Origin of the sequence: Sphaerisporangium dianthi (assembly GCF_042654065.1) — a bacterium.
In the GTDB taxonomy this organism is placed as follows: domain Bacteria; phylum Actinomycetota; class Actinomycetes; order Streptosporangiales; family Streptosporangiaceae; genus Sphaerisporangium; species Sphaerisporangium dianthi.
Map to the genome: position 1 here is coordinate 72,710 of NZ_JBHSFP010000035.1, position 22,720 is coordinate 95,429.

A 22,720-nucleotide genomic window follows, 5' to 3' on the forward strand; every position below is an offset into this window, starting at 1 on the left:
CATCTCCGTCAAGTGCGTTCGCCGTGCGTCTCGGACAGCGGACAGTGATTCATCTGGGGATCGGGCCCGTCAGATCGTTCGTGGACGCAACCTGGACGCGTTCCTTCGACGGCTTGTGCCCGATGAGTCGCAGAAGTGGTTCCACCGGGTGGTGCCGTCGGCGCCGACGCGGCCGCACGGTGGCGGGCGCTGCCGCCGGCTCACCCGACGAGTCGTCGTCTCAGGCCGCTATCGCGGCGCCTCCGCGGCTGCTTAGCTGGTAGGCGTCGTCCAGGCGGATGCCGCGTTCCCCACCCGGGAGGATGCCCTGTGCTCCAGTTCGATCCGTTCGACCACGCACTGCACGCCGACCCATGGCCCGTCTACGAGCGATTACGCGAGGAAGCGCCGCTCTACCGCAACGACGAGCTCGATTTCTGGGCGCTGTCCCGGCACGCCGACGTCTCGGCGGCCTTCCGCGACAGCGGCCGCTTCTCCAGCGCGTACGGGGCCACCCTGGAGCTGTGGGGGCCGGACGCCCACCAGACGGGCTCGTTCGTCGCGATGGACCCGCCCCGCCACACCCAGGTCCGCGCCCTGGTGTCGGCCGCCTTCACCCCGCGCCGGGTCGCCGCCATGGAGCCGGCGATCAGGAAGCTCGCCCGGCACCACCTGGACGCGGCGCTGTCCGAGGGCGGCACGTTCGACCTCGTCGCCGACTACTCCACCAAGGTCCCCGTCGATGTCATCTCCGCGATGCTCGGCGTCCCCGAGCACGACCGGGACCGGCTGCGCGACTGGTCGGAGCGGATCCTGGCCCGCGAGGAGGGGGTCCGCGGCGCCAGCCAGGCGATGACGGAGGCGGGGGCCGCCCTGGCCGGCTACTACGCCGAGCTGGTCGCCTCGCGGCGGCGCGAACCCGCCGGCGACCTGACGACGGCGCTGATCGGCGCCGAGATCGACGGGGTCCGCCTGGCCGACCACGACATCGTCCCTGTGCTGATACTGCTCGGCGTCGCCGGGAACGAGACCACGACCAAGCTGGTCGGCAACGCCTGGCACGCCGCTTGGCGGCACCCCGGTCAGCGGGCCGCGGCCTGGGCGGGGAACATCCCCGGCTGGATCGAGGAGACCCTGCGCTACGACGGTCCCGGTCAGATGTCGGTCCGCCGGGTGAGCGCCGACACCGTCCTGCACGGGGCGACCGTGCCGGCCGGGTCCCGGATGCTGCTGCTCACCGGGGCGGCCAACCGCGACCCTCGGGTCTTCCCCGACGCCGGCCGCTTCGACATCGCCCGCGACACCGCCGATGCGATCCCGTTCGCCGTCGGCCGGCACTTCTGCCTCGGCGCGGGACTCGCCCGCCTGGAGGCACGGATCATGCTGGAGGAGCTGGTCGCGGCGGTGCGCGAGGACTACGAGGTCGACGCCGGGCGCGCCGTGCGGGCGCACAACCCGAACGTGCGCGGGTTCGCGTCACTTCCCACGTCGGTCGTGGCGCGCTGAGCCGGTCCGCGGGGTGGCGGGACAGGGGAAGGGAATGTACAGCCGCGTGATCTCCAGACGCTCGTCGGCCGCGCAGGCGCCACGGTGGCTGATCCGCCTGCCGCTCTGGGGTGCGGGGGCCTGGCTCGCGTACGTCGCCCTGCAGCATCTGCTGTCCGGCCGGTTCTGGCTGTGGCTGCTGCCCGACCTGGCCCCGCCGCTGGTCTACCTGGCCGTCCCGCTCGTGCTGCTGGCCGCCGCGCCGCTGGCCGGGCGGGCCTGGCGGTGGTGCGCGGTCCTGACCGCCGCGGCGCTGGTCCTCGGCGCCGGCCGATGCGGGCTGAACCTGGGCGTGGCGTCCTCAGCCGACGGCCCCGCGCCGGCCGGCGCCGTGCGCGTGTTCTCGTGGAACACCGAGTACTGGCACCAGAGCGACGACCCGGACCGGTTCTACGAATTCCTCAAGGACCAGCGCGCCGACGTCTACCTGCTGCAGGAGTATTTGAACTGGGTCGGCGGCGACCCGCGGCAGGTGGACGACCTGGCCCGCCTGCGCCGGGAGTTCCCCGGGTACCACATCGCCGCCCTCGGCGAGCTGGTCACGCTGTCGCGCCACCCGATCGTGGCGTCCCCGCCGGTCGGGCCGGCGCGGACGCTCGGGCCCCGGCCGCCGTGGCGGGCGGCGTTCGACCTGGCCAAGGTGCTGCGGACCGACCTGCGCGTCGGCGCCTCCACCCTGTCGATGTACAACGTGCACGTCCCCACGCAGTACATGCTCGACGAGAACCCGCTGACCTCCCGGTTCTACGCCAATCTGCAGGCGAGGAACGCCGCGCGCAAGGCGCAGTTCGACGGCCTGCGCGACGACGCCGGCGCCAACGCCGGCCCCGTCCTGGTAAGCGGCGACTTCAACAGCACCGCGGCCATGGGCGACATGGACTGGCTGTTCGACCGGATGGAGAGCGCCAACCGGGCGGCTCCCTACCTGCATCCCTCGTCGTGGCCCGCCGGCGGCCCCGCCCTGTGGCAGCTCGACTGGACCTTCACCTCGGCGGCCCGCGTCCACGGCTACCGTCTGGTCGACCCGCTCGGCATGTCCGACCACCGCGCGCAGGCGCTGATCGTCAGCGTGGCGGAGCGTCAGAGCGAGGTGGCGCCGAACGCGGCCGGGCCGGCGGCCCCGGCGATGGCGGCCGCGCCGGCACCGCCCCGGTGGAGGTGGTCACCGCTGTCCGGGCCGGCGCGGTAGGCGGCCGGCCGGGGTGGCCCCGGGAGGGAAATGTCGGGAGGCTCTGGTAGAGGTTTGGTCATGGGCGTGAGCATTGATGAGTTCCTCGAGCTGCTGGCCAGGCTGCCTGAGGTGAAGCAGGAGGACGGCGGCGAGTGGACGGCGCTGAAGGTGCGCGGCAGGGGCTTCGGCTACCTGTGGGAGCGCACGCGCACCGTCGGGCTGAAGGCGACGATCGAGGAGCAGATCGCCCTGGTCGCCGAGCGGCCCGAGGTGTTCGAGGTCCAGTTCACCGCCGGCCGTTTCGGGTGGGTCGTGGTGCACCTGGACAAGATCGACGCCGACGAGCTGTTCGAGCTCGTCACCGAGGCGTGGTGCCTCACCGCCCCGCAACCGCTCGTCGACGCCCACGAGGCCGCCGGCGGCATCCCTTTCGCCACCTGACCCGTCACGAGCACGGGGCGAGGGCGACTCACGCGGCGCGGGTCACGGCTCACGCGCCGTGGGCGACGGCTGCTCTCGCGGTGGTGTGCACGGTCCAGCACAGCAGGGCGCCCACGGCGTACCAGAGGAGGTCGGGGGCGTTGAAGGTCGTGCCGAGCACGAGGCGTGCCACCGGGCTGCGCGCGGCGAGATCGGCTGGAATGCCTGTGAGCTGGGCGAGCTCGACCAGCCAGCTCGCGGCGAGCGCGACGCCCGCCGCCCGCGCCGGCCGCAGGCGCGGCGCCGCGGCCAGCACGAGCGTGTACAGCAGGACGGTGTACAGCAGGTCCCCGGCGTACTTGGCCGCCGCCCCCTCGAACGCCGCCCGGACGCCGAGCCCCGCCACGACGGTCGCACCGGCGGCGAGGCAGGCGACCAGCCGCCGGAGCATCATCCGGCAACGATACCCCGCTTCCGAAGGCCCGCCGTCCGAGCGGTGAGGCCGGCGAGGCGGCTCCCCCGAGACGCCGCGATCACGACCGGAGGCCCGAGGCGGCCGGGCGGGTGGTGCGGAAGCGGGCGCGGTAGGCCGCCGGCGGCACGCCCAGTTCGCGGACGAACGCCCGCCGCATCGTCTCCGGAGAGCCGAACCCGATGCGGCGGGCCACGACGTCGAGCGGCCTGTCGCTGGTCTCCAGCATGATGCGCGCGCTCTCCAGGCGGGTGAGCTCGACATAGCGGGCGGGGCTGAGCCCGGTCTCCTTGCGGAACAGCCGGGTGAGCTGCCGGACGCTGAGCCCGGCGCGCGCCGCCATGGCGGCCAGGCCGTGGTCGCCTGCCGGGTCGACGGCCACGGCGTCCAGGACCGGGCGCAGCGGCGTGCGGCTCTGCCCGCCGGCCAGCATGCGGACGCTGAACTGCGACTGGCCGCCGGGCCGCTGCATGAACACCACCAGGTGCTTGGCGACGGTGCGGGCGAGGCCGGCGCCGTAGTCCTCCTCGACCAGCCCGAGAGCCAGGTCGATGCCCGAGCTCACCCCCGCCGAGGTGACGATGTCGCCGTCCCGGACGAAGATCGCGTCCCGGTCCACCTCGATGCCCGGGTAGGTCCTGGCGAGCCGCTCGGCCAGCTCCCAGTGCGTGGCGGCGCGCCGCCCGTCCAGCAGCCCGGCGGCGGCCAGGACGAACGCTCCGGCGCAGACCGAGGCCGTGTGCCCGGCGCGGCCCGACAGCCGCCGCACCTGGCTCAGCAGCGGCTCGTCGGCGGCCGTCGCGTCCACGTCGGGGCTGCCGGGAACGAGCAGGATGTGCCCGCCGTCGTCCAGTTCCTCCAGGGCCACGTCCGCGCCCAGACGCACGCCTCCGCTGGTCCTGATGTCCCGCCCGCCGAGCGAGGCGATGAGCGGCCGGTAAGCGGCGCCGTGTTCGCCGGCCATGGTGAACACCTCCAGCGGCCCTGTCACGTCCAGCAGGCGGACGCCGTCGTACACGACGACGACCACGGTTCGACCCTCCTGCCGCTGCGGCGTGACCATGGCTTCAGTCTGCTCCCCGCCTCAGACGACCAGCGGCGGCGACACCGTGGCGCGCGGCCCGACCTCGTGGCCGTTCTCGAACATGTTCCCTCCGTGTCAGGACGCGGCGTGCTCGCGCTGGAAGAGCGCGGCGGCGGCCGCGACGATCAGCAGGGCCGCCGACAGCCACAGTCCCCGGGCGATGCCGCCGTCGCCGTCGGAGAGCAGACCCGAGGCCAGCGGGCCGACGGCCTGCCCGATGGAGAAGGCGACCGTCAGCAGGGCGATGCCCGCGGTCCAGCCCGCCGGCGGCAGCATACGCCGGGCGATCAGGGTGGCCGCGGTCGGGCCCGCCATGAACCCGGCGCCGAAGACGACCGCCGACAGCAGGGCCGAGGACGTGCCGGGCGTCATGAGCAGCAGGGGCAGCACGCCGGCGAAGACCAGAGCCGCGATGAGCGCGGGCGCGTGTCCGCCGCGCAGCCGCCCGGCCAGGTGGCCCCAGACAGCCAGCGTGGTGACCACCGAGGAGACGCCCAGCACGATGAAGAACAGGGCGGTCGCCGAGGAGCCGAGCCCCTGCGTCCTCAGCAACGCGACCGCGAAGGTCATGTAGCTGACATATCCGGCACCGAACAGGACGTACCAGGCGAAGGTCGGGGCGAGGCGGCGCAACTGGCGACGGGCCAGGACGGCGGCCTGCGCACCGGCGGGCTCGGGGACGTGCCTGGCGCCCAGCCACGCGGGCAGCAGCGCGACCACGGAGGCGGCGCCCATCAGCAGCCAGCCCAGCCGCCAGCCCGCGTCGCCGGCCGACAGCGCGGCGGGCACGACGATCCCCGAGATCACCATGCCGATCCCGACGCCGGCCATGTACACCGCGATCGGCAGCGCCGAGGGGCGCCGGGTGCCGAAGGCGACACGGGAGGCCAGCGCCGAGCCCACGACGAAGGTGACGGCCGTGGTCAGCCCTCCGGCGAACCGAAACGCCAGCAGCGCGGCGAAGTTCGCCGAAGCGGCGGTCGCCACGATCGCGAGGGCGCTCACCGCCAGTCCCCACCAGAACGCCGCGCGGTCGCCCAGCCTGCGGGCCCAGTACGCGGCGGACGCGGCGCCCAGGATGTAGCCGGCGGCGTTGGCGGTGTTCATGCCGCCGGCCTGCGCGTAGCTCCACCCGAGCCTCTGGTGCATGGGAGGCAGCAGCAGGGCGTAGGCGAAGCGGGTGAAGCCGAGCGCGACCACCGGCCCGCCGGCCAGGCCGAGCGCGATCAGCACCTGCCGCGCGACGCCGGCACGCTCCCCCTGGGACGGAGAGGTGACCGCGGTCATGGACGGCCTTCGCCGCGCGTGAACCACATGATGATCGTCCTTCCGGTCGTGTCGTGAGGCCGTCAATTCCTCAAGCCACCAGGAAGCACCATCCATGGCCGTCGATCCGGCCACCCATCCCTCGAATCAGGCCATCAGCGGAGGCCCGCGTGCACCGCCGTCAGCAGAACGGTCCTTCGGCGGCCACGAACTCGCGCAGCGTGAGGGGCGGGCGCCCGCCGACGCGCTCGATCGCCTCGGTCACCTGGTAGAGCTCGTGGTGCCCGCCGATGAGGCGGAACAGCTCCCACAGGTGAGAGAGATGCTCGACGGCGACCGCGTCGTCGTAGAGCGTCATCGCCTTGCGCCGCCACTCCTGCGGATGCTGGTCGAGGTAGACGAGCGACTCGCCGAAGGTCCGTGCGGCCTCCCCTATGGTCATGACCTCGCCGGTCAGCCGGCAGATCGGCTCGACCTCTCCCTCAGGCGAGGTCAGCGCCCCGACCGCCACCCGCGCCACGTCCGTCGCGGCGATCAGCGGGAGCACCGTGCCGGGCGACCCGAGCGGCAGGGCCAGCTCACGCCCGCCTCCGGCTCGCACCAGGACGGCGAGGTTCTCGAAGAACACCCCCGCGCGCAGGTGGACGGCGCCGACACCGGCCCGGTCGAACAGCTCTTCCGCGACCCAGTGGCGGCGCATGTGCGGCGTGCCGGCGTAGGGGTCGGCCGCGAGCTGCGACACCTCGACCACGCGCTCGAGCCCTTCCCGCCGTGCCGCCGCGGCGAAGACGGCCGCGGCGTCGAGCATGCCCTCGGTCACCGGATAGGTGAAGAACGCCCGGCGCACCCCGGCGAACGCGGGGATCACCGAGGTGATCTCCCGCAGGTCGCCGGCCACCACCTCCGCGCCCAACGCGCGCAGGCGCTCCGCCCTGGCGTCCTCGTGGTGCACCAACGCCCGTACGGCCTGCCCTCGTTCGAGCAGCATGCGGGCGACGTGCAGCCCGGTCGACCCCTGCCGCCCTCCCGCCGCGCCCGTGACCAGCACCGGTTCCATCGCGCCTCCTCTGTGAAGTCTCGTTCGGTCCCCCTGGCCACCCGTGGCCCGCGAGGAGCCGCCGCGCGGCCGCTCCCCGTGGCCCCGCACTCGATCACCGCCTTGTGTCCCGCGCCCGGCTCACAAGGTGACGGTGAAGGCGCCGAGCCCTTCGAGCGTGCGCAGGAACGGCTCGGCGGGGAACACCTCGGCGGCGCTGAGAACGCCGCCCTTGGCCGGGACGTCGCCGCCCGCCAGCCGCAGGGCGCCCTCCACCGAGGCCAGCGCTCCCGCCCGCCACAGATCGTGCCCGGTGAGGTGCCCGGCACGGCCCCCGTGCTCTGTGATCGCCTGGACGGCGACGGTGAAGTCGGTGCGCGCCCGGGTGGCGGGCGTGACGTGCTCGCTCTCGAAGACGCCCTCCTCCTCGAACGTCCTGGCCGTCAGCATGGCCTCGACGTTGCGGGCGGGGATGTGGCGCGGGATGGTCAGCGCCTCGGGGAAGGGCACGGGAGCGATCATGGTCCGCGGGCCGAGGGGCGGAGGGAAGGCGAACACCGCGTTGCGCGGCTCGACGTACCCGACGCGCAGGGCGCCGTCGGTGAAGCCGATGCGCCGCGTCTCGGCGAAGAGCTGCCGGGCCGTGGCGAGCGCTCCGGTGGTGAGCCGCCAGCCGCTCACCGCGTAGGCGACCGTCACCCGGTCGATGCCGGTCATGCCGCCGGCCACGGCCGCGGCGAGCAGGTCGCCGAGGCCTCCGTAGAAGCTGAGCGAGGGGATCATGGTGGCCCCCGTGTGCTGGGCCGGCGCCTGCAGCGCGTCGAACAGGTGCTTGACGTGGTGCGGCTCGACCGCGTGGTCGATGTAGTGGCAGCCGGCCTCGGCGGCGGCCGACGCGACCGGCTCGCCGGTGATCGAGAACGGGCCCGCGCAGTGGATCAGCACGGCCGCGCTCTCGGCGAGCCCGCGCAGGGCCGCCGGGTCGTCCAGCGGGGCGTGGTGGGCCCGCGCGCCGTACTCGGCCGCCATGGCCTCCAGCGCGGCGGGGTCTCGCCCGGCGAGCACCATGGCCTGCCCGCGAGCGTGCAGCTCGGCGGCGACCAGCCGCCCGGTATGCCCGGTCGCACCGTAGATTGCGATGAGCGGTTGGGTCATGACGACTCACTTCCATACCGTGGGTATGTAACCGAGAATCGAATCTATGTTCGCCTCATACGACTGTCAAGGGGGTGCCATGACCCGCCGCACCCAGGCGGAGCGCTCGGACGTGACGACCTCCAAGCTCGTCGCCGCCGCCCACGAGCTGTTCGGGCGCGACGGCTACGCCGCCACCACCATCGAAGCGGTCGCCGCGGCGGCCGGGGTGACCAAGGGCGCCGCCTACCACCACTTCCTCAACAAGGCGACGCTGTTCCGCGAGGTGTTCGTCCGCGAGCAGCAGCGGATCTCGGCCACGCTGGAAGCCTCCGCCGTCGCCGAGCCCGACTCCTGGTCGGGCCTGCTGCGCGGCTGCCTGACCTTCCTGGAGCACTGCCTGGACCCGGCGTTCCGTCGCATCGTGCTGCTGGACGGGCCGGCCGTCCTCGGCTGGGAGGAGGTGCGCGCGATCGAGTACGCGCACACGCTGCGCGTCCTCACCGAGGGCATGCGGGCCGCCATCGCCGACGGGCGCATGGCCGACGGCGACCTGCCCGTCCGCGCCCAGCTGATGTTCGGCGCGCTGTGCGAGGCGGGCATGCTCCTGGCCCGCTCCGACGACCCGCGGCGAGCCCTGCCGGCCGTCGCCACCGAAGCCGCCCGCTTCCTCACCTCCCTGGCCCGCGACCCCACCCAGAACCCCTGACCACACGCGACTTCTACCGCTCGTACACCACCCAGGAACCGGACCGAGTCATGACCGCACGCCCCTCTTCCACCACGGCCCCGCGCGCGAGAGAGATGAACCTCTACCGCCGTTACTTCGATCTCGTCGCCTCCGGCCGCAAGACCATAGAGGTCCGGGTCCAGTACCCCGACCTTCGTGATCTCAAAGCCCGCGACCACATCCGCTTCGTCTGCGACCGCGACGACGCCCTCACCCGTGTCAAGCGCGTCGCCCGCTACAGCAGCTTCGAGGAGATGCTCGACGCCGAAGGCGCCGCCAACGTCAACCCCGACAGCCCTCGCCAGCAGCAACTCGCCGACATCCGCCGCATCTACAGCCCCGAGAAAGAAGCACTCGGCGTCCTGGCCATAGAGATCGAACTCCTGGACCAAGGACACTGATGACCGCACGAGGCCTTCACGCAGATGAACTGGAGCCGGGAGACGTCGACCGGGATGGGGATGTCGCGCATGCCGACTACGCCTCTCGCCTGCCCGTTGAGCAGGCGTGGGGGACGAGGGAGATCACGCGTCGTCACAATCCGGAGGCGATGGCGTCGAAGCGCCAACTAGGGTGCTGATCGCATCCGGCCTGGACGCGTCTCCCGCTCAGGCCGGCTTTTCACTATTGGTGCACGTACTTTTTCTACACGCCGATCCGGTCCGCGAGTTCCCGCAGCTCAGAAGAGGGCGGATCTTGCATGGTCAGCGAATCGGACACCAACTGATGGATAATCCTGTGGTTTTGGATCTGCTCTGGGCGGTGCGGACTGATCGCCCACCTTGGGATGAGACGGGATTTCCGGGACGAGACCGGCGGCCGAGCAGCTCGATCCCACAGCTTGTCGCACAGATATCCATCCAAAGCGCGCAAACAAGACGGTCGCCTGCGGGTGACATGTCAGCGCAATACGCCATCGAGCAGGATCAAACGCCTACAGGACAAACGTTCCTATGGGCCTACTCTGTGCGTGTGAGCAGGAGGCGATACGTCGCCAGAGGTGTGCCCGGCGGCTACCGGATCTGGGACAACAAGGCCCGTCGCTGGTGGGGTGACCTCTACGAGCCATGCCCTGATGACCTTCTGAACGACTCGAATTGCCCCTCATAGGTGCGCAGCGTGGCGCCCCCGAACCAGTTGTGCTTTCCCGGCCGGGGACCGTCAACGGTGTCGATGCTCTGCAAGGCGGCGACGAAGCCGGGCAGGTCGACCGCGAATCCGACCGCATCAGCGATCCGGTCGGCGCTCGCAGGCTCACCGTCAAGCCACTGGTGGACCGACCACGAGAAGGGGTGGCCCGCGCCCGGCTCGCCCTTCGCCAGCGGGGCAGGGATGGGCAGTGGAAGCCGAGCGGCGAGCGGCGGAAGCCACCGGTGTTCCTTTTCAACCGCCAGGGCGTACTCGGAAGCGCTGGGCAAACGCACTGACATTTCGTCGCCGAGGTGGAGGGTCCAGTCATCCCGGCCACCGTTGGCTACGGGCTCGCTCGGGATGTCCGCCCACCGAGGAACTGCCCGGCAGTGAGCCGGTGGGCCTGCTCCGCGTCGACCATGATGCGCTGGGGCAAGGCCGCCCGCTTCCTCGTCTTCCTGGGCCGCGACCCCGTCCGGAACGCCCGAACACACGCGCATCGCGCGCGGACCGCCCCTCCCCCGGCTCCATCGGCCCGCGACCCCGCGCACGCGCGGCGTACGGCCGTCCGGGGATCCATAGCTTTTGGGTGATCGTAAGTTGGTCGTTGACGGAGATTTATTACCTGTGATTGATGGAATTTGTCAGGAAGTTTCCGCCCAGCCGTACCACCTAAATCGGGGGCCCGCGTTCCAACCCCTAGGAGGACGCGCATGGCGCGCACCCAGTCCGTCGACCCACCCCGTGACCTGCTCGGACCCGTCCAGGGAGAGGTCTCCTGGTTCTGCTGCGGCTCGGCCTGGGGGCCGTGCGGCAGCACCGGCAGAGGAGCCTGCGGCACCTGCAACTCCGGCAGCATGCAACATGCCTGGCCCAACACCTCCGACGCGTGCCTGTCGATCACTCGTCCGGACGCCTGCGGCGTCAGCCTCTCCCGCAGGACCTGCGGCTTCTCCCACCGGACGACGGCGCTGTGCACCGGCACCAGCGTCGTCACCTCGATCGCCGACTGCGGCCCGCAGACCGACCTGTTCTGCGGCGAGCGCAGCTGCTGCGGCGCGACCTGCGCCAGCAACCGGCTGATCGACCTGACCCCGGCGGCCTTCAGCAAGATCGCCAGCCTGTCGGCCGGACTGCGGCCGTGCGAGATCTCGACTCCCTAGGAGGCCGCCGATGACCAGCAGAAGGCAACTGCTCAAGTCCGCCGTGCTCGGCGGCGGCGCCGGGGTGCTCGCCGCGACCGCGATGGGGTCGCTCGGCCCCGAGGCGGCCTTCGGCGCCGCCGCGCCCGACATCCAGCCCGGCGCGCCGGACCCGAACTTCGCCGAGGGCCGCATCCGCTCCATCAAGGACAACACGATGTTCGTCCTCGGCTCGAACATGGTGTTCCACCGCATCCGCGTGGTGGACGGGACGAGCCTGTGGAAGCTCGGCCCGGTCGCCTTCGACGCGGCCCGCCCCGGGGACGGGCTGTACGCGCGGGGGGTGCGCATGCCGGACGGCGTGCTCGCCGCGGAGTCGGTGTGGCTGAACATCGTCAACATCAAGGGCCATGTCCGCAACATCACCAGCGAGAAACTGCACCTCGACCACAACGGGCAGGAGATCCTCTGCCACCAGGTGCCGGGCAAGTCGGTCGCCGTCTACTCCGACGCGCCGCCGTCGGCCGACCTCTCGCTGCTGCGCGTCGGCCAGCACGTGCAGGTGCTGGGCGCCTGGCGGCCCGACACCAACCAGGTCGACATCGCCACCGTCTTCTCCCCCCACTAGGAGCGACACATGAACGGGATCGCCGCGCTGCAGCCGTACGTGATCGGCCCGCTCCTGCTGTGGGCGGCCGTGCTGAAACTGGCCGGCCGCCGGATGCGGGCGCAGGCCGGGCGCACCGCCCTGGCGCGCCTGGTCGGCCCGGCGCGCGCGGTCCCTGCCCTCCGGCTCGCCGGCGTGCTGGAACTGGCGGTGGCGGTGGCGCTGCTGCTGCCGCCTTCCGCGCCGGCGGAGGGCGCGGCCGCCGCCGCGCTCTCCGCCGGCTTCCTGGCCTATCTCGCCTACGCCCGCCGCGCCGCGCCCACGTCCTCGTGCGGCTGCCTGGGCGCGCACTCGCAGCCGGTGAACCTGCGCGGCTTCGCACGCGCGGGCCTGCTGCTCGCCGCGAGCGTCGTGGCGGTCTGGGCGCGGCCGTACCCGATCGACGCGCCTTCGGTCGCGCTCGGCGTGGCGGAGGGCGTCGCCCTGCTGGCCCTGTCCCCCGAACTGGACCGCGCCTGGCTGATGCCGCTGCGACGGCTGCTCGTGCGCCTGCGCGATCCCCTCGCCGTGCCCTCGCCCGAGGACGTCCCGCTGGAGGTCAGCCTGCGCCTGCTCTACCGCAGCCCGGCGTACTGCTCGGCGTCCGCGCGGCTGACCTCGGACGTGCGGGAGGCGTGGGACGAGGACGGGCTGCGGTTCGTGGTGTACGCGGCGGGCGGCCGGGCGGCGGTGTTCGCCGTCCCGCTGTCCGGCGACGACCCCTCGGCGGTCCGCGTCGCCCTGACCGACGAGCCCGCGGCCGCCTGAGCCCCCCGCCCGGGCCACCCGTCCGGGGGCCTGGGCCCGCCGGTCGTTATGGTGGCCAGTACACGCACGTGCCGGCGGACTTGGGGGCGAGCCTGTTGACAGAGCGCAAACCGATCGGAGTCTCCTTCGAGACGTGGATCGACCGCCAGATCCGCGAGGCCGCCGAGCGCGGCGCCTTCGACGATCTGCCAGGCGCCGGAAAACCCCTCCCTGACCAGGGGAAACCGCACGACGACATGTGGTGGGTCAAGCGCAAGCTCCAGGAGGAGAACCTGTCGTTCCCGCTGCCCGGCACCTTGGCGCTGCGCAAGGAGGCCGAGGAGGCCCTGGCGGCGGCGGTCGGCGCCCGGACGGAGGCCGTGGTGCGCGAGATCGTCGCGGACATCAACGCCAAGATCGTCGAGGGCCATCGCAAGGCGCTGTCGGGCCCGCCGCTCAACCTGATGCCCTTCGACGTCGAGGAGGTCGTCCGCGACTGGCGCGAGCGGCGTCCTCCCGAGCCCCCATCCGCCGCTCCCCCGCCGGCCGCGCCCGCGCGGCGGGCCAGGAGGCCGCGTTCCTTCTTCGGGTGGCGACGCCGCAAGCCCTGAAGCCGCCGGCCTCCTCGCCGGGCGGTCCGGTGCGTTCGGGGACCGGGTCACCGCCGTCGCGCCCAAGCGCCCAGCCGTCGCCGAACTCCCGGGTCCGGTGAGCCCTCGCCGGGGCCGCCCTCATGGCGAACCCGCCCGGCGGGCCGGCCTCTTGCCGCTTGCGAGCAGCACCGCCCGCATGCGGGGACGGTTCCCGGCCGGGCGAGCGCCACATCCCGTACTCCCGGCATGCGGACAACTCCATCATTTTCATTGCGATGCACGGATCACCCGCACAGGACTCGGCACGGGTGCGATCTTCCAGGGAGGAATTCCGGCCCTGGAGGGTATGTGCGCCCGCATCGCTCGTTCACGATCTCGTCCCTGGCGGCCCTGGCCTCGGTACTCGTGGCCACGGCCGGGCCCGTACCGGCGGCGTCCGCCTCCCCCGCTCCTCCCCCGGCCGCCGCCGTCCCCACACTCGCGCCGGGATGCGACCCGGTCGGCGGGGCCGACTGCCTGCTGCCCTTCCCGAACGACTGGTTCACGGCGCCGGCGCGGACTCCCACGGGACTGCGGCTGAACCTGTCGGCCGCGATGACACCGAAGAACGCCGCGGGCACGCCCATCGACCCGGCGGCCTGGAACCGCTCCGACGGGTTCTCTCCGGGCTCGATGCTGCTGGCGCACGTCCCCGGCCTCGACCTCGCCGCCACCGGGGCCGCGCCGGTGACCGACGCCGGCAGGTCGCTCAGGCGGGACGCCCCGATCGTGATCGTCGACACCCGCACCGGGGAGCGCTGGCCCTACTGGGCCGAACTGGACGCCAACGCGACCGACCCGGCCCGCAGGGCGCTGATCGTCAGACCTGCGAAGAACTTCCTGGAAGGCCACCGCTACGCCGTCGCGCTGCGGGGCCTGAAGGACTCCTCCGGCTCGGTGATCGCCCCGCCGGAGGTGTTCGGCAGGCTCGCGGGGGCGGCGCCCGCCGACGCCGGCCCGCCGGCGGACCGGCAGGCCGCGCTCCGGCGCACGCTGCGCGACCTGGCCCGCGCCGGGGTCGGCGGCAAGGACCTCTACCTCGCCTGGGATTTCACGGTCGCCAGCGCGCAGGGCCTCGCCGGGCAGGCACTGCGGATGCGGGACGACGCGCTCGCCGGGCTGCGCGGCAGGTCGCCGAGGTTCGCCGTCACCTCCGTCACCGACTTCACCGCGGAGCAGGACGCGAACATCGCGCGGGAGGTGCGGGGCGAGGTCCTGGTGCCCAACTACCTCAGCCGGCCGGGCGGCCCGCCCGGGTCGGTGCTCAACCGCGACGCCGCCGGCCGGCCGGCCCGGTTGGGCGACGACCTGCGCGCGGCGTTCCAGTGCGAGATCCCGCGGTCGGCGTTCCTCAAGCCCGCGCGCCCGTCCCTTTACGGGCACGGCCTGCTCGGCAGGATCACCGAGGTGCGGGCCTCCAACGTCCGGGCGATGGCGGGCGAGCACGGCTTCCTCTTCTGCGCCACCGCCTGGATCGGCATGGCGGAGGAGGACATCCCGAACGTCGGCGGCGTGTTCACCGACTTCTCCCGCTTCGACACCGTGGCCGACCGGCTGCAGCAGAGCCTGGTCGACTTCGTCCTCCTCGGACGCGCGATGACCGGCAAGGACGGCTTGGCCGCCGACCCCGCGTTCCAGGACGCCAAGGGCCGCTCGCTGATCGACCGGCGGGCCGAGCTGGTCTACGACGGCAACAGCCAGGGCGCCATCGCCGGCGGCGCGCTCGTCGCCGTCTCGCCCGACGTGCGCAGGGCTGTGCTCGGGGTTCCGGGCATGAACTACAGCACGCTGCTCAACCGCAGCGTCGACTTCCAGCCCTTCCAGCGGGTCATGGACGGCTACTACCCCGACAAGCTGGACCAGCAGGTGTGCTTCGCGCTGCTGCAGATCCTGTGGGACAGGGCCGAGACCGACGGGTACGCCCAGCACCTGGGCGGCGACCCGCTGCCCGGCTCGCCTCGGCACCGCGTCCTCATGCACGTGGCGTTCGGCGACCACCAGGTCACGACGGTCGCGGCCGAGGTGGAGGCGCGGACCATCGGCGCCCGCGTCCACCGTCCCGCGATCACCCCCGGCCGCGGCCCCGACGTCGTCCCGTACTGGGGCATCCCGCCGCTGCCGCACGGGCCGTACGCGGGCTCGGCGATGGTCGTGTGGGACAGCGGCACGCCCGCTCCCCCGGTGACCAACACGCCGCCGATCGGCCCGGAGTACGGCGCCGACTCGCACGAGGACCCGCGCGCCGACCCGGCGGCGCGCAGGCAGAAGGCCTACTTCCTGACCTCCGGCCTCGTCGTCGACGTCTGCGCCGGCCGTCCCTGCGCGGCGGAGCACACCGGCTGACACGGCGGAGCACACCGGCTGAACGATGCGGCGGGCCCGCCCGTGACGCGCACGGGCGGGGCCGGCGGCGGACCGCCCGCCGGCCCGGGGGCGTGAGCCGGGCCGGCGGGGGCCGATCATCGGGGGCGGGCGGCAGACCGGGGGGCCGTCGCGGGCGGCGGGCTCGGCCGCTCACCCGCCCTTGAGGGGACGGTGATCGCAGGGTCAGGGATGGGGAGAGAAGTCGCCGAAGCGGCCCTGGTGGTACAGCAGGGGACGGTCGGGATCGTGCACCTCCGCCTCGGCGACCAGCCCGACGACCAGCACGTGGTCCCCCACGTTGAAGGTGTCGTACGGCAGGCAGAGCAGGTGCGCCGCGACGTCCCGCAGCAGCGGCGCGCCCAGCGGCCCCGGCCGCCACCGCGTGGGCTCGGCGAAGCGGTCGACGCCCTTGCGGGCGAACCGCGCCGCCAGCTCCGCCTGGTCGCCCGCGAGGACGTTCACCGCGAAGTGGTCGGCCGACCGCAGCCAGGGCCACGTGGTGGACCTCTGGTCGACATAGAACGAGACCAGGGGCGGGTCCAGGCTCACCGAGGTGAAGGAGGTGGCGGTCAGACCCACGGGCACGCCGTCGCTCTGCGCGGTGATCACGACGACGCCGGCGGCGTGCACGGCGAGCGCCTGCCGGAACGTGCCGCCGTCCACCGGCGGGCCAGGCGCCGCGCCTCCGGGCCGGGCGGGCGCGCCTCCAGGCCGGGCGGGCGCGACGGCGGCGGGACTGTCGAGCGCCGTGACACCGGATCGGTCCCGCCCCCGGCCGGCGGACCGGCCGGGCGCCGGACCGGCGATCTGTGCGGGCGCCGCGCCGCCGGGCGGCTGGGCCCCGGTCTGTGCGGCCGCGACGCCGCCGGACGCGGCGGACGCCGTGCCGCCGTCCCGTTCCGCACACCGGGACGGGCGGCGCTGAGCGGGCACGGTCTCGGTCATATCTCCGCCCTTTCCCGCACGGCCGCGGCGACCTGAGGGCCTACCCGTTCGGCCCAGCCGGCGAGGACCGTGTCCAGATCCGCTATCTGCGACTCCAGCAGTGCCAGCCCAGGGGTCGGCACCTGGGCTCCGAGCTCGGTCAGCACCGGGCGCAGGTGCAGCTCGACGGCCAAGGCGTGCCGGGGGTCGCCCATCACCAGCAGCGGCAGCGCCACGGTGCGGGCCAGCGCGCCCGAGGCGAGCCGGTCGAGGAACACCTTCAGCAGGCCGGTGTAGGTGGCCTTGTAGGTCGGGCTGGCCACCACGAGCACCCGGGCCCCCGCGACCGTCTCCAGCGCCGCCTCCACCGCGGGCGACGGGCCCGGCGCGAGCAGGAGCTGCCCGAGCGCCGACAGGTCCACGACCTCCACGGGCCCGTCGTACCCGGCGCGCCGCCCGACCGCCTCGGCGGCCGCCACCGCGGCCGTCAGCGTCCTGGACCCCGGGCGGGGGTTGCCGACCAGCGCGACCGGCGCGCTCATGACGCCACCGCCACGTCGAGCCGTCCGCCGGCCTCTCCCGCCGCGGTCGCCGTCTCGGCCGCCTCACGCGCCGCGTGGCGCGAGGCCGGCCGTTCCAGGCCGTAGTTGCCGCGCAGCGTGCGGCTGTCGTAGGCGGTGCGGAACAGGCCTCTGAACTGCAGTTCCGGTACGACATGGTCGACGAAGTGCTCAAGGCCGCCCGGCAGGACCGGCGGCATGATGTTGAACCCGTCGGCGGCGCCGTTCTCGAACCACGTCTGGATCTGATCGGCGATCTGCTCCGGAGTGCCGGTCACGACCCGGTGCCCGCGCCCGCCCGCCAGGCGGCCGAGGAGCCGTCTCACGGTCAGGTTCTCCCGGCGGGCGAGCTCGATGACCAGCTTGCGGCGGCTCTGCGCCCCCTCGGTCTCGACCGGGATGTCGGGCAGCGGCCGGTCCAGCGCGTCCTCCGCCAGGTCGATGCCCACCAGGTGGGACAGCTGCGCCAGCCCGTAGGCGGGGATGATCAGCTCTTCGAGCTCCTTCTCCAGCCGCCGCGCCTCGTGCTCGGTCGAGCCGATGATCGGCGAGATGCCGGGCAGGATCAGCACGTCCTCGGGGCGCCTGCCGTACTTGGCCAGGCGAGACTTGAGGTCGGTGTAGAACTCCCGGCCGTCGTCCAAGGTCTGCTGGGCGGTGAACACGGCCTCGGCGAAACGGGCGGCGAACTCCTTGCCGTCCTCCGAGGAACCGGCCTGCACGAGCAGGGGGTGCCCCTGCGGCGGGCGGGAGGTGTTCAGCGGGCCGCGGACCCTGAAGTGGACGCCTTCGTGGTCCAGCGCGTGGATCCTCCGGGTGTCGGCGTAGTGCCCACCGGAGCGGTCGGCGACGATCGCGTCGTCCTCCCAGCTGTCCCACAGCTTGGTGACCACGTCCAGGAACTCGGTGGCCCTGGCGTAGCGTTCGGCGTGCGCCGGCCGCTCGATGCCGAAGTTGCGCGCCTCGGCCTCGCTCGCGGAGGTGACGATGTTCCACCCGGCCCGGCCGCCGCTGATGTGGTCCAGCGAGGCGAACTTGCGCGCGACGTGGAACGGCTCGTTGTAGGTGGTGGACACGGTCGCGATCAGCCCGATGTGGTCGGTCACCGCCGCCAGGGCCGACAGCAGGGTGAGCGGTTCGAGGCCGCCGAGCGCGTTGTGCCGGACGTCGCCCTGCAGCGCCAGGCCGTCGGCGAGGAACACCGAGTCGAGCAGGCCGCGTTCGGCGATGCGCGCCAGCTCCTGGTAGTGGCGGACGTCGGTGAGGCGTGCCGGTTCGGTGCGCGGATGGCGCCAGGCCGCCTCGTGGTGGCCCACGCCCATGAGGAAGGCGTTGAGGTGAAGCCTGCGGGTGGTCATGCGGAGGTCCTCCAGGTCGAGAAGCGGCGCTCCACGCTGAGGAGGAGCAGGTTGAACAGCAGGCCGAGCACGGAGATCGTGATGATCCCGGCGTACATGTCGGGGATGCGGAAGCTGAACTGGGCGTCCTGGACGAGGTACCCGAGCCCGGCCTTCGCCCCGACCATCTCGGCGAACAGCAGCACGAGGATGGAGTAGGCGCCGGCCAGCCGGATGCCCGTGAAGATGGTGGGGACGGCGGCCGGGAGGATCACCTTGCGGAACAGCCTGAGCGGGCCGAGTCCCATGGAGCGGGCCGACTTGATCAGCAGCGGTTCCACGGTGCGCACGCCGCCCACCGTGTTGAGCAGGATCGGCCACGCGCAGGCGTAGAGGATGAAAGTGATCTTGGAGGGTTCGCCGAGGCCGAGGATGAGGACGAAGACCGGGAGCAGGGCCACGGGCGAGGTGTTGCGGAACAGTTCGAGCACGGGGTTGAGGAAGTCCGCGACGGGCCGGTACCACCCGATGGCCAGCCCGAGCGGGATGGCGAGCACGATGGCCAGGCCGAACCCGGAGACCGACCTGATCAGCGACGCCTGGAAGTGCTCGACAAGCCGCCCTCCGGCGAGCAGGTCGTACCAGGCGATCAGCACCTCCGACAGCGGTGGCACGAAGACCTGGTCCACCGCCCCGGCACGGGGCAGCAGCTCCCAGGCGGCGGCCAGCAGCAGCAGGGCCAGCGACCGCCGCAGCAGCAGCGCCGCACGTGCCGCGGCCCTGGACGCCGCGCTCCGCGAGGCGGTGTCACCCGCGAGGGCGGCTTCGGGGGTGCTGGTTCCCGGAAGGGCGGCTTCGGAGATGACCGTCGCGCGGACGGCGGGTTCCGAGGCCGGGGCGGAGGGGGCCGCGAGGGTGTCAGCCAATGGTGCGCTCCTGCTCCTGGGCCGCGGCGACCTCGTCGCGCAGCAGGGTCCAGATCTCGTGGCGGTACTCGCCGAACCGCGGGTCGGCGCGCAGGTCGCCCTCGCGCGAGCCGAACGCCACATCGATGATCTTCTTGATCCGGCCGGGCCGTGAGGTCATCACCGCGACCCGCCGGCCCAGGTACACCGCCTCGTCGATGCCGTGGGTGATGAACACGATCGTCTTGTTCGTCTTCTCCCAGATGCGCAGCAGCTCCTCCTGGAGCGACTCGCGGGTCTGGGCGTCCAGGGCCGCGAACGGCTCGTCCATCAGCAGCACGTCAGGGTCGAAGGCCAGGCTGCGGGCGATCGCGACGCGCTGGCGCATCCCGCCCGACAGCTCGTGCGGGTAGCGCTGCCCGAAGCCGTCCAGTCCGACGAGGTCCAGGTAGTGGCGGGCCCGCTCCCGCCGTTCCCTCCTCGGCACGTCCTTGGCCTCCAGGCCGAACTCGACGTTGGCCAGGGCCGTGCGCCAGGGGAACAGGGCGTACTGCTGGAAGACGATGCCGCGGTCCAGGCCGGGCCCGGTCACCGCCCGGCCGTCGATGAGGATCTCCCCGGTGGTGGGCGCGGTGAGGCCGGCGATCAGGTCGAGCAGCGTCGACTTCCCGCAGCCGCTCGGGCCGACCAGGGTCAGGAACTCGCCGTCCCGCACGTCCAGGTCGATGCCCTCGACCGCGCTGAACGGCCGGGCCGCTCCCCTGACCTGGAACGTCTTGCCGACGCCCCGAATGTCGATCTTCGTACGGGTGCGGACCCCCGCGGAGGTGACGGTCACGACGCCTCCTTCGTCATCGGCCGGCGGCGGGCGGGGGTCATGAGGCGGTCCCGTTCTGGAAGGGGTTGAACTCGTTGGTGAACAGGTCGGCCGTCTTGACCTGGCCCGGCTTGATCTCGCCCTCGCGTTCCAGCCAGTCGACCCATGTCCGGAACTCCTTGGCGTCGATCACGCCGCCCTTCTCCGCGACGCCGCTGCTCTTCCAGAAGGCGACGCTGCCGGCGTCCTCGTTCCTGCCCCGGGCGGCGATGATCTTCTTGAACTCGTCGATCACTTCGTCACGGGAGTGGGTCTGGGTCCACTCCACCGCTTTGGCGAATGCCTCGACGAACTTGTGGGTCGTGTTCGGGTTCCGCTGGATGAACCGCTGGGTGAGCACGACGCTGCCGGCGGTGAACGGGCCGAACAGGTCGATGTCCTTGAACAGCGGGCGGATGCCGCCGCGTGTGAGCGCCTTGTCGCGCAGGATGCCCGACAGCGCGGCCACGTCGATCCGGCCTTGGCGCAGCGCCTGCTCGGTGTTGACCGGCGGCACGACCACCAGCTCGACCTTGGCGATCTCCTGCGGGGTCAGGCCGCCTCGCTTGAGGTACTCCTTGACCACGGCCTCGAGATGGGCGCCGAGGGTGTTGACGCCGATCTTCCTGCCGATCAGGTCGCGGGGCCCCTTGACCGGCGAGCCGTCGGAGACGTAGTAGCCGACGTAGCTGTCCTTGTCGCTGCCGTAGTAGCCGACCACCGCCTTGATCGGGGCCCGGGCCGCCGCGAGTTTGACGATGGCGCCGTTGAACGCGCCGCCGAAGTCGGTCTGGCCGGTGGCCGCGGCCTGGATGTCCTGCGGGCCGGAGATGGTGTTGCCGATCCACTTGAGCTTGACGGGGGCGAGATATCCGAGGTGCTCTGCCAGCTCGGGGAAGGTGACGGCCCCGACGCTGCCCTGGTAACGCAACTCGGTGACTTCGAGGCCGCCCGGCCCGGCCGAGCCGGAGGCCGTGCCGCACGCGGCCAGGGATATCGCCAGGAGGACGGGGATGAGGGCGTGTCTGTGTCTGATCACGAAAAAGGCCTCATGGAGGAAGGGCATGCTCGCGCGGCGCCGTGCCGCGGGCAAGGCATGCCGAAGGGGACGGTCGTTGGGGAGATGGTGCGGTTTCACGGGAACGTGGACACCGTCGGCCACGATGAAGTGCGAGGTCGGGCTGCGGCGGCGCCGCGGCCGCACGCCCCCTCGCCGGTGTGCGCGGGTGCGGACGGCGCCCGCGATGCGCGATCAGTGACACTGCGCGCCGGCGATGTGGCCGAAGTCCACGTGCGAGCGCCGTGTGAGGTAAAGCCCTTGGCCCATAGATCGAACCTACGACGCCGGAGCCCAAGAAGTCAATATTTCCTACCGGTTGTACATGAATCTCTGCCGGAAGAGCGCTCACCAGCGCACGGCCGCCTCAAGCCGCGCGTACCGCGCTCATGGCCGTGCCGCCGGTTGTAGGTTGGGTCACCATGGGGACGGGCATGGCGGGCGGGCGCCTATCGAGCCGGGCGGTGTCGCTGGTCGCGTTCGCGGCCGTGGCGCTGGCCGGGGCGGGCGGATGCGGGTGGGCGTCGAGCGGTCCCGACACGGCCTCGCCGCCGTCCGGCGCGAGCGCCGCGCCGGCCGCGACGCCTTCGACGGGGTCGAGCGCGGCGAGCACGCCGGACGGGCCGGCCGATCTCCCCCGGCCCGACGAGAAGATCCCCAAGGACCCCGCCGGGCTCGCGCGGGCCCTGGACGAGACCACCCGTGCGCTGCGCGCGGCCATCACCGCCTGGGTCAAGGACGGCGATCCCGGGCGCGGCCGTCCGCCGGAGCCCGTGGTGCTGCTCGCCCTGCACCACCAGCGCCTGTGCCGGTACGCCGCCCGCCACGCCGAGACGGCCTCCCGCGCCTTCGCCCGGCTGAGCCCGTCGATCGCCGCGCAGGCCAGGGACGACGCCACGGCCGTCCGCGAGCTGCTGTCGCTGGCCCACCCCCTGACGGGCAAGGCGACGTTCAAGGTACAGGATCCCTTGCCCGCGGACGTCCTGCTCGGCCACTTCAAGCGGGCCGAGCGGCGCTTCGGCGTCGAGTGGGAGGTGCTGGCCGCGGTGATGCTCGTGGAGACCAAGTTCGGCCGGGTGCGGTCGGCGAGCAGCGCGGGCGCTCAGGGCCCCATGCAGTTCATGCCGGCGACCTGGCGGGCCTACGGCATGGGCGGCGACATCCACGACACCGGGGACGCCGTCGCGGCCGCCGCCAACTACCTGCGGGCCTCCGGCGCTCCGGGCGACTACCGCAGGGCGCTGCACGCCTACAACCACTCCCAGGCCTACGTGGACGCCGTCCTGCTGCACACCCGCCAGATGAAGCGCGACAGGCGCGCCTTCTACGCGTACTACAACTGGCAGGTGTTCGTGCTGACCACGGACGGCGAGCGCCGGCTCACCGGCCCCGGACTCTCCTAGCGAGACTCCGGGGCCGGTGAGCCGGCCACGGGACCGTCAGACTTCTTCGACGCTGCTCGGCTCACGCCGGGACAGGTCGATGCCGAGCTCCTCCGCCGCGCGGAAGACGTCCTCGTCGGTGTCGCGCATCTCGATGGACATGCCGTCGCTGGAGAGCACCTCGACGTTGAGGCACAGCG

The 22,720-nt window shown here is 72.7% G+C and carries 23 protein-coding genes; 11 read left to right on the forward strand and 12 right to left on the reverse strand.

Going from position 1 to position 22,720, the window contains the following annotated elements:
* Nucleotides 1-309: 309 nt before the first annotated feature.
* Genes ACFO60_RS33955 through ACFO60_RS33965 form a run of 3 tightly spaced genes read left to right on the forward strand, consistent with a single transcriptional unit; the run spans nt 310 to nt 3,136 of the window.
* Complete coding sequence (locus ACFO60_RS33955) at nt 310-1,485, forward strand: cytochrome P450 (protein WP_380849059.1); 1,176 nt, start codon at nt 310-312, stop codon at nt 1,483-1,485.
* Between the two features lie 46 nt (nt 1,486-1,531).
* Entirely contained in the window at nt 1,532-2,713 is a 1,182-nt protein-coding gene (locus ACFO60_RS33960; RefSeq protein ID WP_380849062.1) for an endonuclease/exonuclease/phosphatase family protein, read from the forward strand.
* Nucleotides 2,714-2,773: 60 nt separating this feature from the next.
* Nucleotides 2,774-3,136 carry an MmcQ/YjbR family DNA-binding protein gene (locus ACFO60_RS33965; RefSeq protein ID WP_380849065.1) on the forward strand — a complete coding sequence of 121 codons (363 nt, stop codon included), beginning with the start codon at nt 2,774-2,776 and terminating at the stop codon, nt 3,134-3,136.
* 49 nt (nt 3,137-3,185) lie between these two features.
* Here ACFO60_RS33965 and ACFO60_RS33970 read toward each other — a convergent pair whose 3' ends face one another.
* From ACFO60_RS33970 to ACFO60_RS33990, 5 genes are all read right to left on the reverse strand, one after another.
* On the reverse strand, nt 3,186-3,569 hold the full coding sequence (locus ACFO60_RS33970) for a ribosomal maturation YjgA family protein (RefSeq protein ID WP_380849068.1): 384 nt from the start codon (nt 3,567-3,569) through the stop codon (nt 3,186-3,188).
* A 79-nt stretch (nt 3,570-3,648) separates the two neighbouring features.
* The gene (locus ACFO60_RS33975) at nt 3,649-4,650 is read right to left on the reverse strand and encodes a GlxA family transcriptional regulator (protein WP_380849071.1); all 1,002 of its coding nucleotides are present in this window, start codon (nt 4,648-4,650) and stop codon (nt 3,649-3,651) included.
* Between the two features lie 96 nt (nt 4,651-4,746).
* Complete coding sequence (locus ACFO60_RS33980; protein WP_380849074.1) at nt 4,747-5,958, reverse strand: YbfB/YjiJ family MFS transporter; 1,212 nt, start codon at nt 5,956-5,958, stop codon at nt 4,747-4,749.
* A gap of 160 nt (nt 5,959-6,118) precedes the next feature.
* Complete coding sequence (locus ACFO60_RS33985; RefSeq protein ID WP_380849077.1) at nt 6,119-6,994, reverse strand: NmrA family NAD(P)-binding protein; 876 nt, start codon at nt 6,992-6,994, stop codon at nt 6,119-6,121.
* A gap of 120 nt (nt 6,995-7,114) precedes the next feature.
* A complete protein-coding gene (locus ACFO60_RS33990; RefSeq protein ID WP_380849080.1) occupies nt 7,115-8,128 on the reverse strand; it encodes a saccharopine dehydrogenase NADP-binding domain-containing protein in 1,014 nt (337 codons plus the stop codon).
* A 79-nt stretch (nt 8,129-8,207) separates the two neighbouring features.
* Between ACFO60_RS33990 and ACFO60_RS33995 the strand changes: the two genes are divergently transcribed.
* A complete protein-coding gene (locus tag ACFO60_RS33995; protein ID WP_380849083.1) occupies nt 8,208-8,816 on the forward strand; it encodes a TetR/AcrR family transcriptional regulator in 609 nt (202 codons plus the stop codon).
* 50 nt (nt 8,817-8,866) lie between these two features.
* On the forward strand, nt 8,867-9,238 hold the full coding sequence (locus ACFO60_RS34000; RefSeq protein ID WP_380849086.1) for an ASCH domain-containing protein: 372 nt from the start codon (nt 8,867-8,869) through the stop codon (nt 9,236-9,238).
* 657 nt (nt 9,239-9,895) lie between these two features.
* Here ACFO60_RS34000 and ACFO60_RS34005 read toward each other — a convergent pair.
* Nucleotides 9,896-10,468 (reverse strand): phosphotransferase, encoded by a 573-nt coding sequence (locus ACFO60_RS34005; RefSeq protein WP_380849089.1) that lies wholly within the window; start codon nt 10,466-10,468, stop codon nt 9,896-9,898.
* A gap of 213 nt (nt 10,469-10,681) precedes the next feature.
* Here ACFO60_RS34005 and ACFO60_RS34010 point away from each other — a divergent pair, with 213 nt between their 5' ends.
* The 5 genes from ACFO60_RS34010 (at nt 10,682) to ACFO60_RS34030 (ending at nt 15,478) form a co-directional block, all read left to right on the forward strand.
* Nucleotides 10,682-11,131, forward strand: a complete 450-nt coding sequence (locus ACFO60_RS34010; protein WP_380849092.1) for an RlpA-like double-psi beta-barrel domain-containing protein — start codon at nt 10,682-10,684, stop codon at nt 11,129-11,131.
* Between the two features lie 10 nt (nt 11,132-11,141).
* Nucleotides 11,142-11,738, forward strand: coding sequence for a cell wall protein (locus tag ACFO60_RS34015; RefSeq protein WP_380849094.1), 597 nt, complete (start codon nt 11,142-11,144; stop codon nt 11,736-11,738).
* A gap of 9 nt (nt 11,739-11,747) precedes the next feature.
* Complete coding sequence (locus tag ACFO60_RS34020) at nt 11,748-12,524, forward strand: MauE/DoxX family redox-associated membrane protein (protein WP_380849097.1); 777 nt, start codon at nt 11,748-11,750, stop codon at nt 12,522-12,524.
* Between the two features lie 95 nt (nt 12,525-12,619).
* Nucleotides 12,620-13,114, forward strand: coding sequence for a DnaJ family domain-containing protein (locus tag ACFO60_RS34025; protein WP_380849100.1), 495 nt, complete (start codon nt 12,620-12,622; stop codon nt 13,112-13,114).
* 330 nt (nt 13,115-13,444) lie between these two features.
* Nucleotides 13,445-15,478 carry a hypothetical protein gene (locus ACFO60_RS34030; protein WP_380849103.1) on the forward strand — a complete coding sequence of 678 codons (2,034 nt, stop codon included), beginning with the start codon at nt 13,445-13,447 and terminating at the stop codon, nt 15,476-15,478.
* 204 nt (nt 15,479-15,682) lie between these two features.
* Here ACFO60_RS34030 and ACFO60_RS34035 read toward each other — a convergent pair whose 3' ends face one another.
* The 6 genes from ACFO60_RS34035 to ACFO60_RS34060 all read right to left on the reverse strand — a co-directional run bounded on the left by ACFO60_RS34035 (nt 15,683) and on the right by ACFO60_RS34060 (nt 21,120).
* Nucleotides 15,683-16,162, reverse strand: coding sequence for a flavin reductase family protein (locus ACFO60_RS34035; RefSeq protein ID WP_380849132.1), 480 nt, complete (start codon nt 16,160-16,162; stop codon nt 15,683-15,685).
* Nucleotides 16,163-16,440: 278 nt separating this feature from the next.
* Entirely contained in the window at nt 16,441-16,965 is a 525-nt protein-coding gene (locus ACFO60_RS34040; RefSeq protein ID WP_380849106.1) for an NADPH-dependent FMN reductase, read from the reverse strand.
* The gene (locus ACFO60_RS34045; RefSeq protein WP_380849109.1) at nt 16,962-18,341 is read right to left on the reverse strand and encodes an LLM class flavin-dependent oxidoreductase; all 1,380 of its coding nucleotides are present in this window, start codon (nt 18,339-18,341) and stop codon (nt 16,962-16,964) included. The genes ACFO60_RS34040 and ACFO60_RS34045 overlap by 4 nt, the downstream gene beginning before the upstream one ends.
* Nucleotides 18,338-19,246: an ABC transporter permease gene (locus tag ACFO60_RS34050; protein WP_380849112.1), complete on the reverse strand. Its 909-nt coding sequence runs from the start codon at nt 19,244-19,246 to the stop codon at nt 18,338-18,340. The genes ACFO60_RS34045 and ACFO60_RS34050 overlap by 4 nt, the downstream gene beginning before the upstream one ends.
* On the reverse strand, nt 19,239-20,063 hold the full coding sequence (locus ACFO60_RS34055; protein ID WP_380849115.1) for an ABC transporter ATP-binding protein: 825 nt from the start codon (nt 20,061-20,063) through the stop codon (nt 19,239-19,241). The genes ACFO60_RS34050 and ACFO60_RS34055 overlap by 8 nt, the downstream gene beginning before the upstream one ends.
* 37 nt (nt 20,064-20,100) lie before the next feature.
* A complete protein-coding gene (locus ACFO60_RS34060; RefSeq protein WP_380849118.1) occupies nt 20,101-21,120 on the reverse strand; it encodes an ABC transporter substrate-binding protein in 1,020 nt (339 codons plus the stop codon).
* 440 nt (nt 21,121-21,560) lie between these two features.
* Between ACFO60_RS34060 and ACFO60_RS34065 the strand changes: the two genes are divergently transcribed.
* Nucleotides 21,561-22,541 carry a lytic transglycosylase domain-containing protein gene (locus ACFO60_RS34065; RefSeq protein WP_380849120.1) on the forward strand — a complete coding sequence of 327 codons (981 nt, stop codon included), beginning with the start codon at nt 21,561-21,563 and terminating at the stop codon, nt 22,539-22,541.
* The last annotated feature ends 179 nt before the right edge of the window (nt 22,542-22,720 follow it).

Bases quoted from the DNA above. Each gene is read 5' to 3' on its own strand.
- ACFO60_RS33975 (WP_380849071.1), bottom strand. From the start codon at position 4,650: ATGGTCACGCCGCAGCGGCAGGAGGGTCGAACCGTGGTCGTCGTCGTG.
- ACFO60_RS33990 (WP_380849080.1), bottom strand. From the start codon at position 8,128: ATGACCCAACCGCTCATCGCAATCTACGGTGCGACCGGGCATACCGGG.
- ACFO60_RS34065 (WP_380849120.1), top strand. From the start codon at position 21,561: ATGGGGACGGGCATGGCGGGCGGGCGCCTATCGAGCCGGGCGGTGTCG.
- ACFO60_RS34045 (WP_380849109.1), bottom strand. From the start codon at position 18,341: ATGACCACCCGCAGGCTTCACCTCAACGCCTTCCTCATGGGCGTGGGC.
- ACFO60_RS34020 (WP_380849097.1), top strand. From the start codon at position 11,748: ATGAACGGGATCGCCGCGCTGCAGCCGTACGTGATCGGCCCGCTCCTG.
- ACFO60_RS34005 (WP_380849089.1), bottom strand. From the start codon at position 10,468: ATGCGCGTGTGTTCGGGCGTTCCGGACGGGGTCGCGGCCCAGGAAGAC.
- ACFO60_RS34000 (WP_380849086.1), top strand. From the start codon at position 8,867: ATGACCGCACGCCCCTCTTCCACCACGGCCCCGCGCGCGAGAGAGATG.
- ACFO60_RS33970 (WP_380849068.1), bottom strand. From the start codon at position 3,569: ATGATGCTCCGGCGGCTGGTCGCCTGCCTCGCCGCCGGTGCGACCGTC.
- ACFO60_RS33980 (WP_380849074.1), bottom strand. From the start codon at position 5,958: ATGACCGCGGTCACCTCTCCGTCCCAGGGGGAGCGTGCCGGCGTCGCG.
- ACFO60_RS33965 (WP_380849065.1), top strand. From the start codon at position 2,774: ATGGGCGTGAGCATTGATGAGTTCCTCGAGCTGCTGGCCAGGCTGCCT.
- ACFO60_RS33995 (WP_380849083.1), top strand. From the start codon at position 8,208: ATGACCCGCCGCACCCAGGCGGAGCGCTCGGACGTGACGACCTCCAAG.
- ACFO60_RS33985 (WP_380849077.1), bottom strand. From the start codon at position 6,994: ATGGAACCGGTGCTGGTCACGGGCGCGGCGGGAGGGCGGCAGGGGTCG.
- ACFO60_RS34015 (WP_380849094.1), top strand. From the start codon at position 11,142: ATGACCAGCAGAAGGCAACTGCTCAAGTCCGCCGTGCTCGGCGGCGGC.
- ACFO60_RS34040 (WP_380849106.1), bottom strand. From the start codon at position 16,965: ATGAGCGCGCCGGTCGCGCTGGTCGGCAACCCCCGCCCGGGGTCCAGG.
- ACFO60_RS34010 (WP_380849092.1), top strand. From the start codon at position 10,682: ATGGCGCGCACCCAGTCCGTCGACCCACCCCGTGACCTGCTCGGACCC.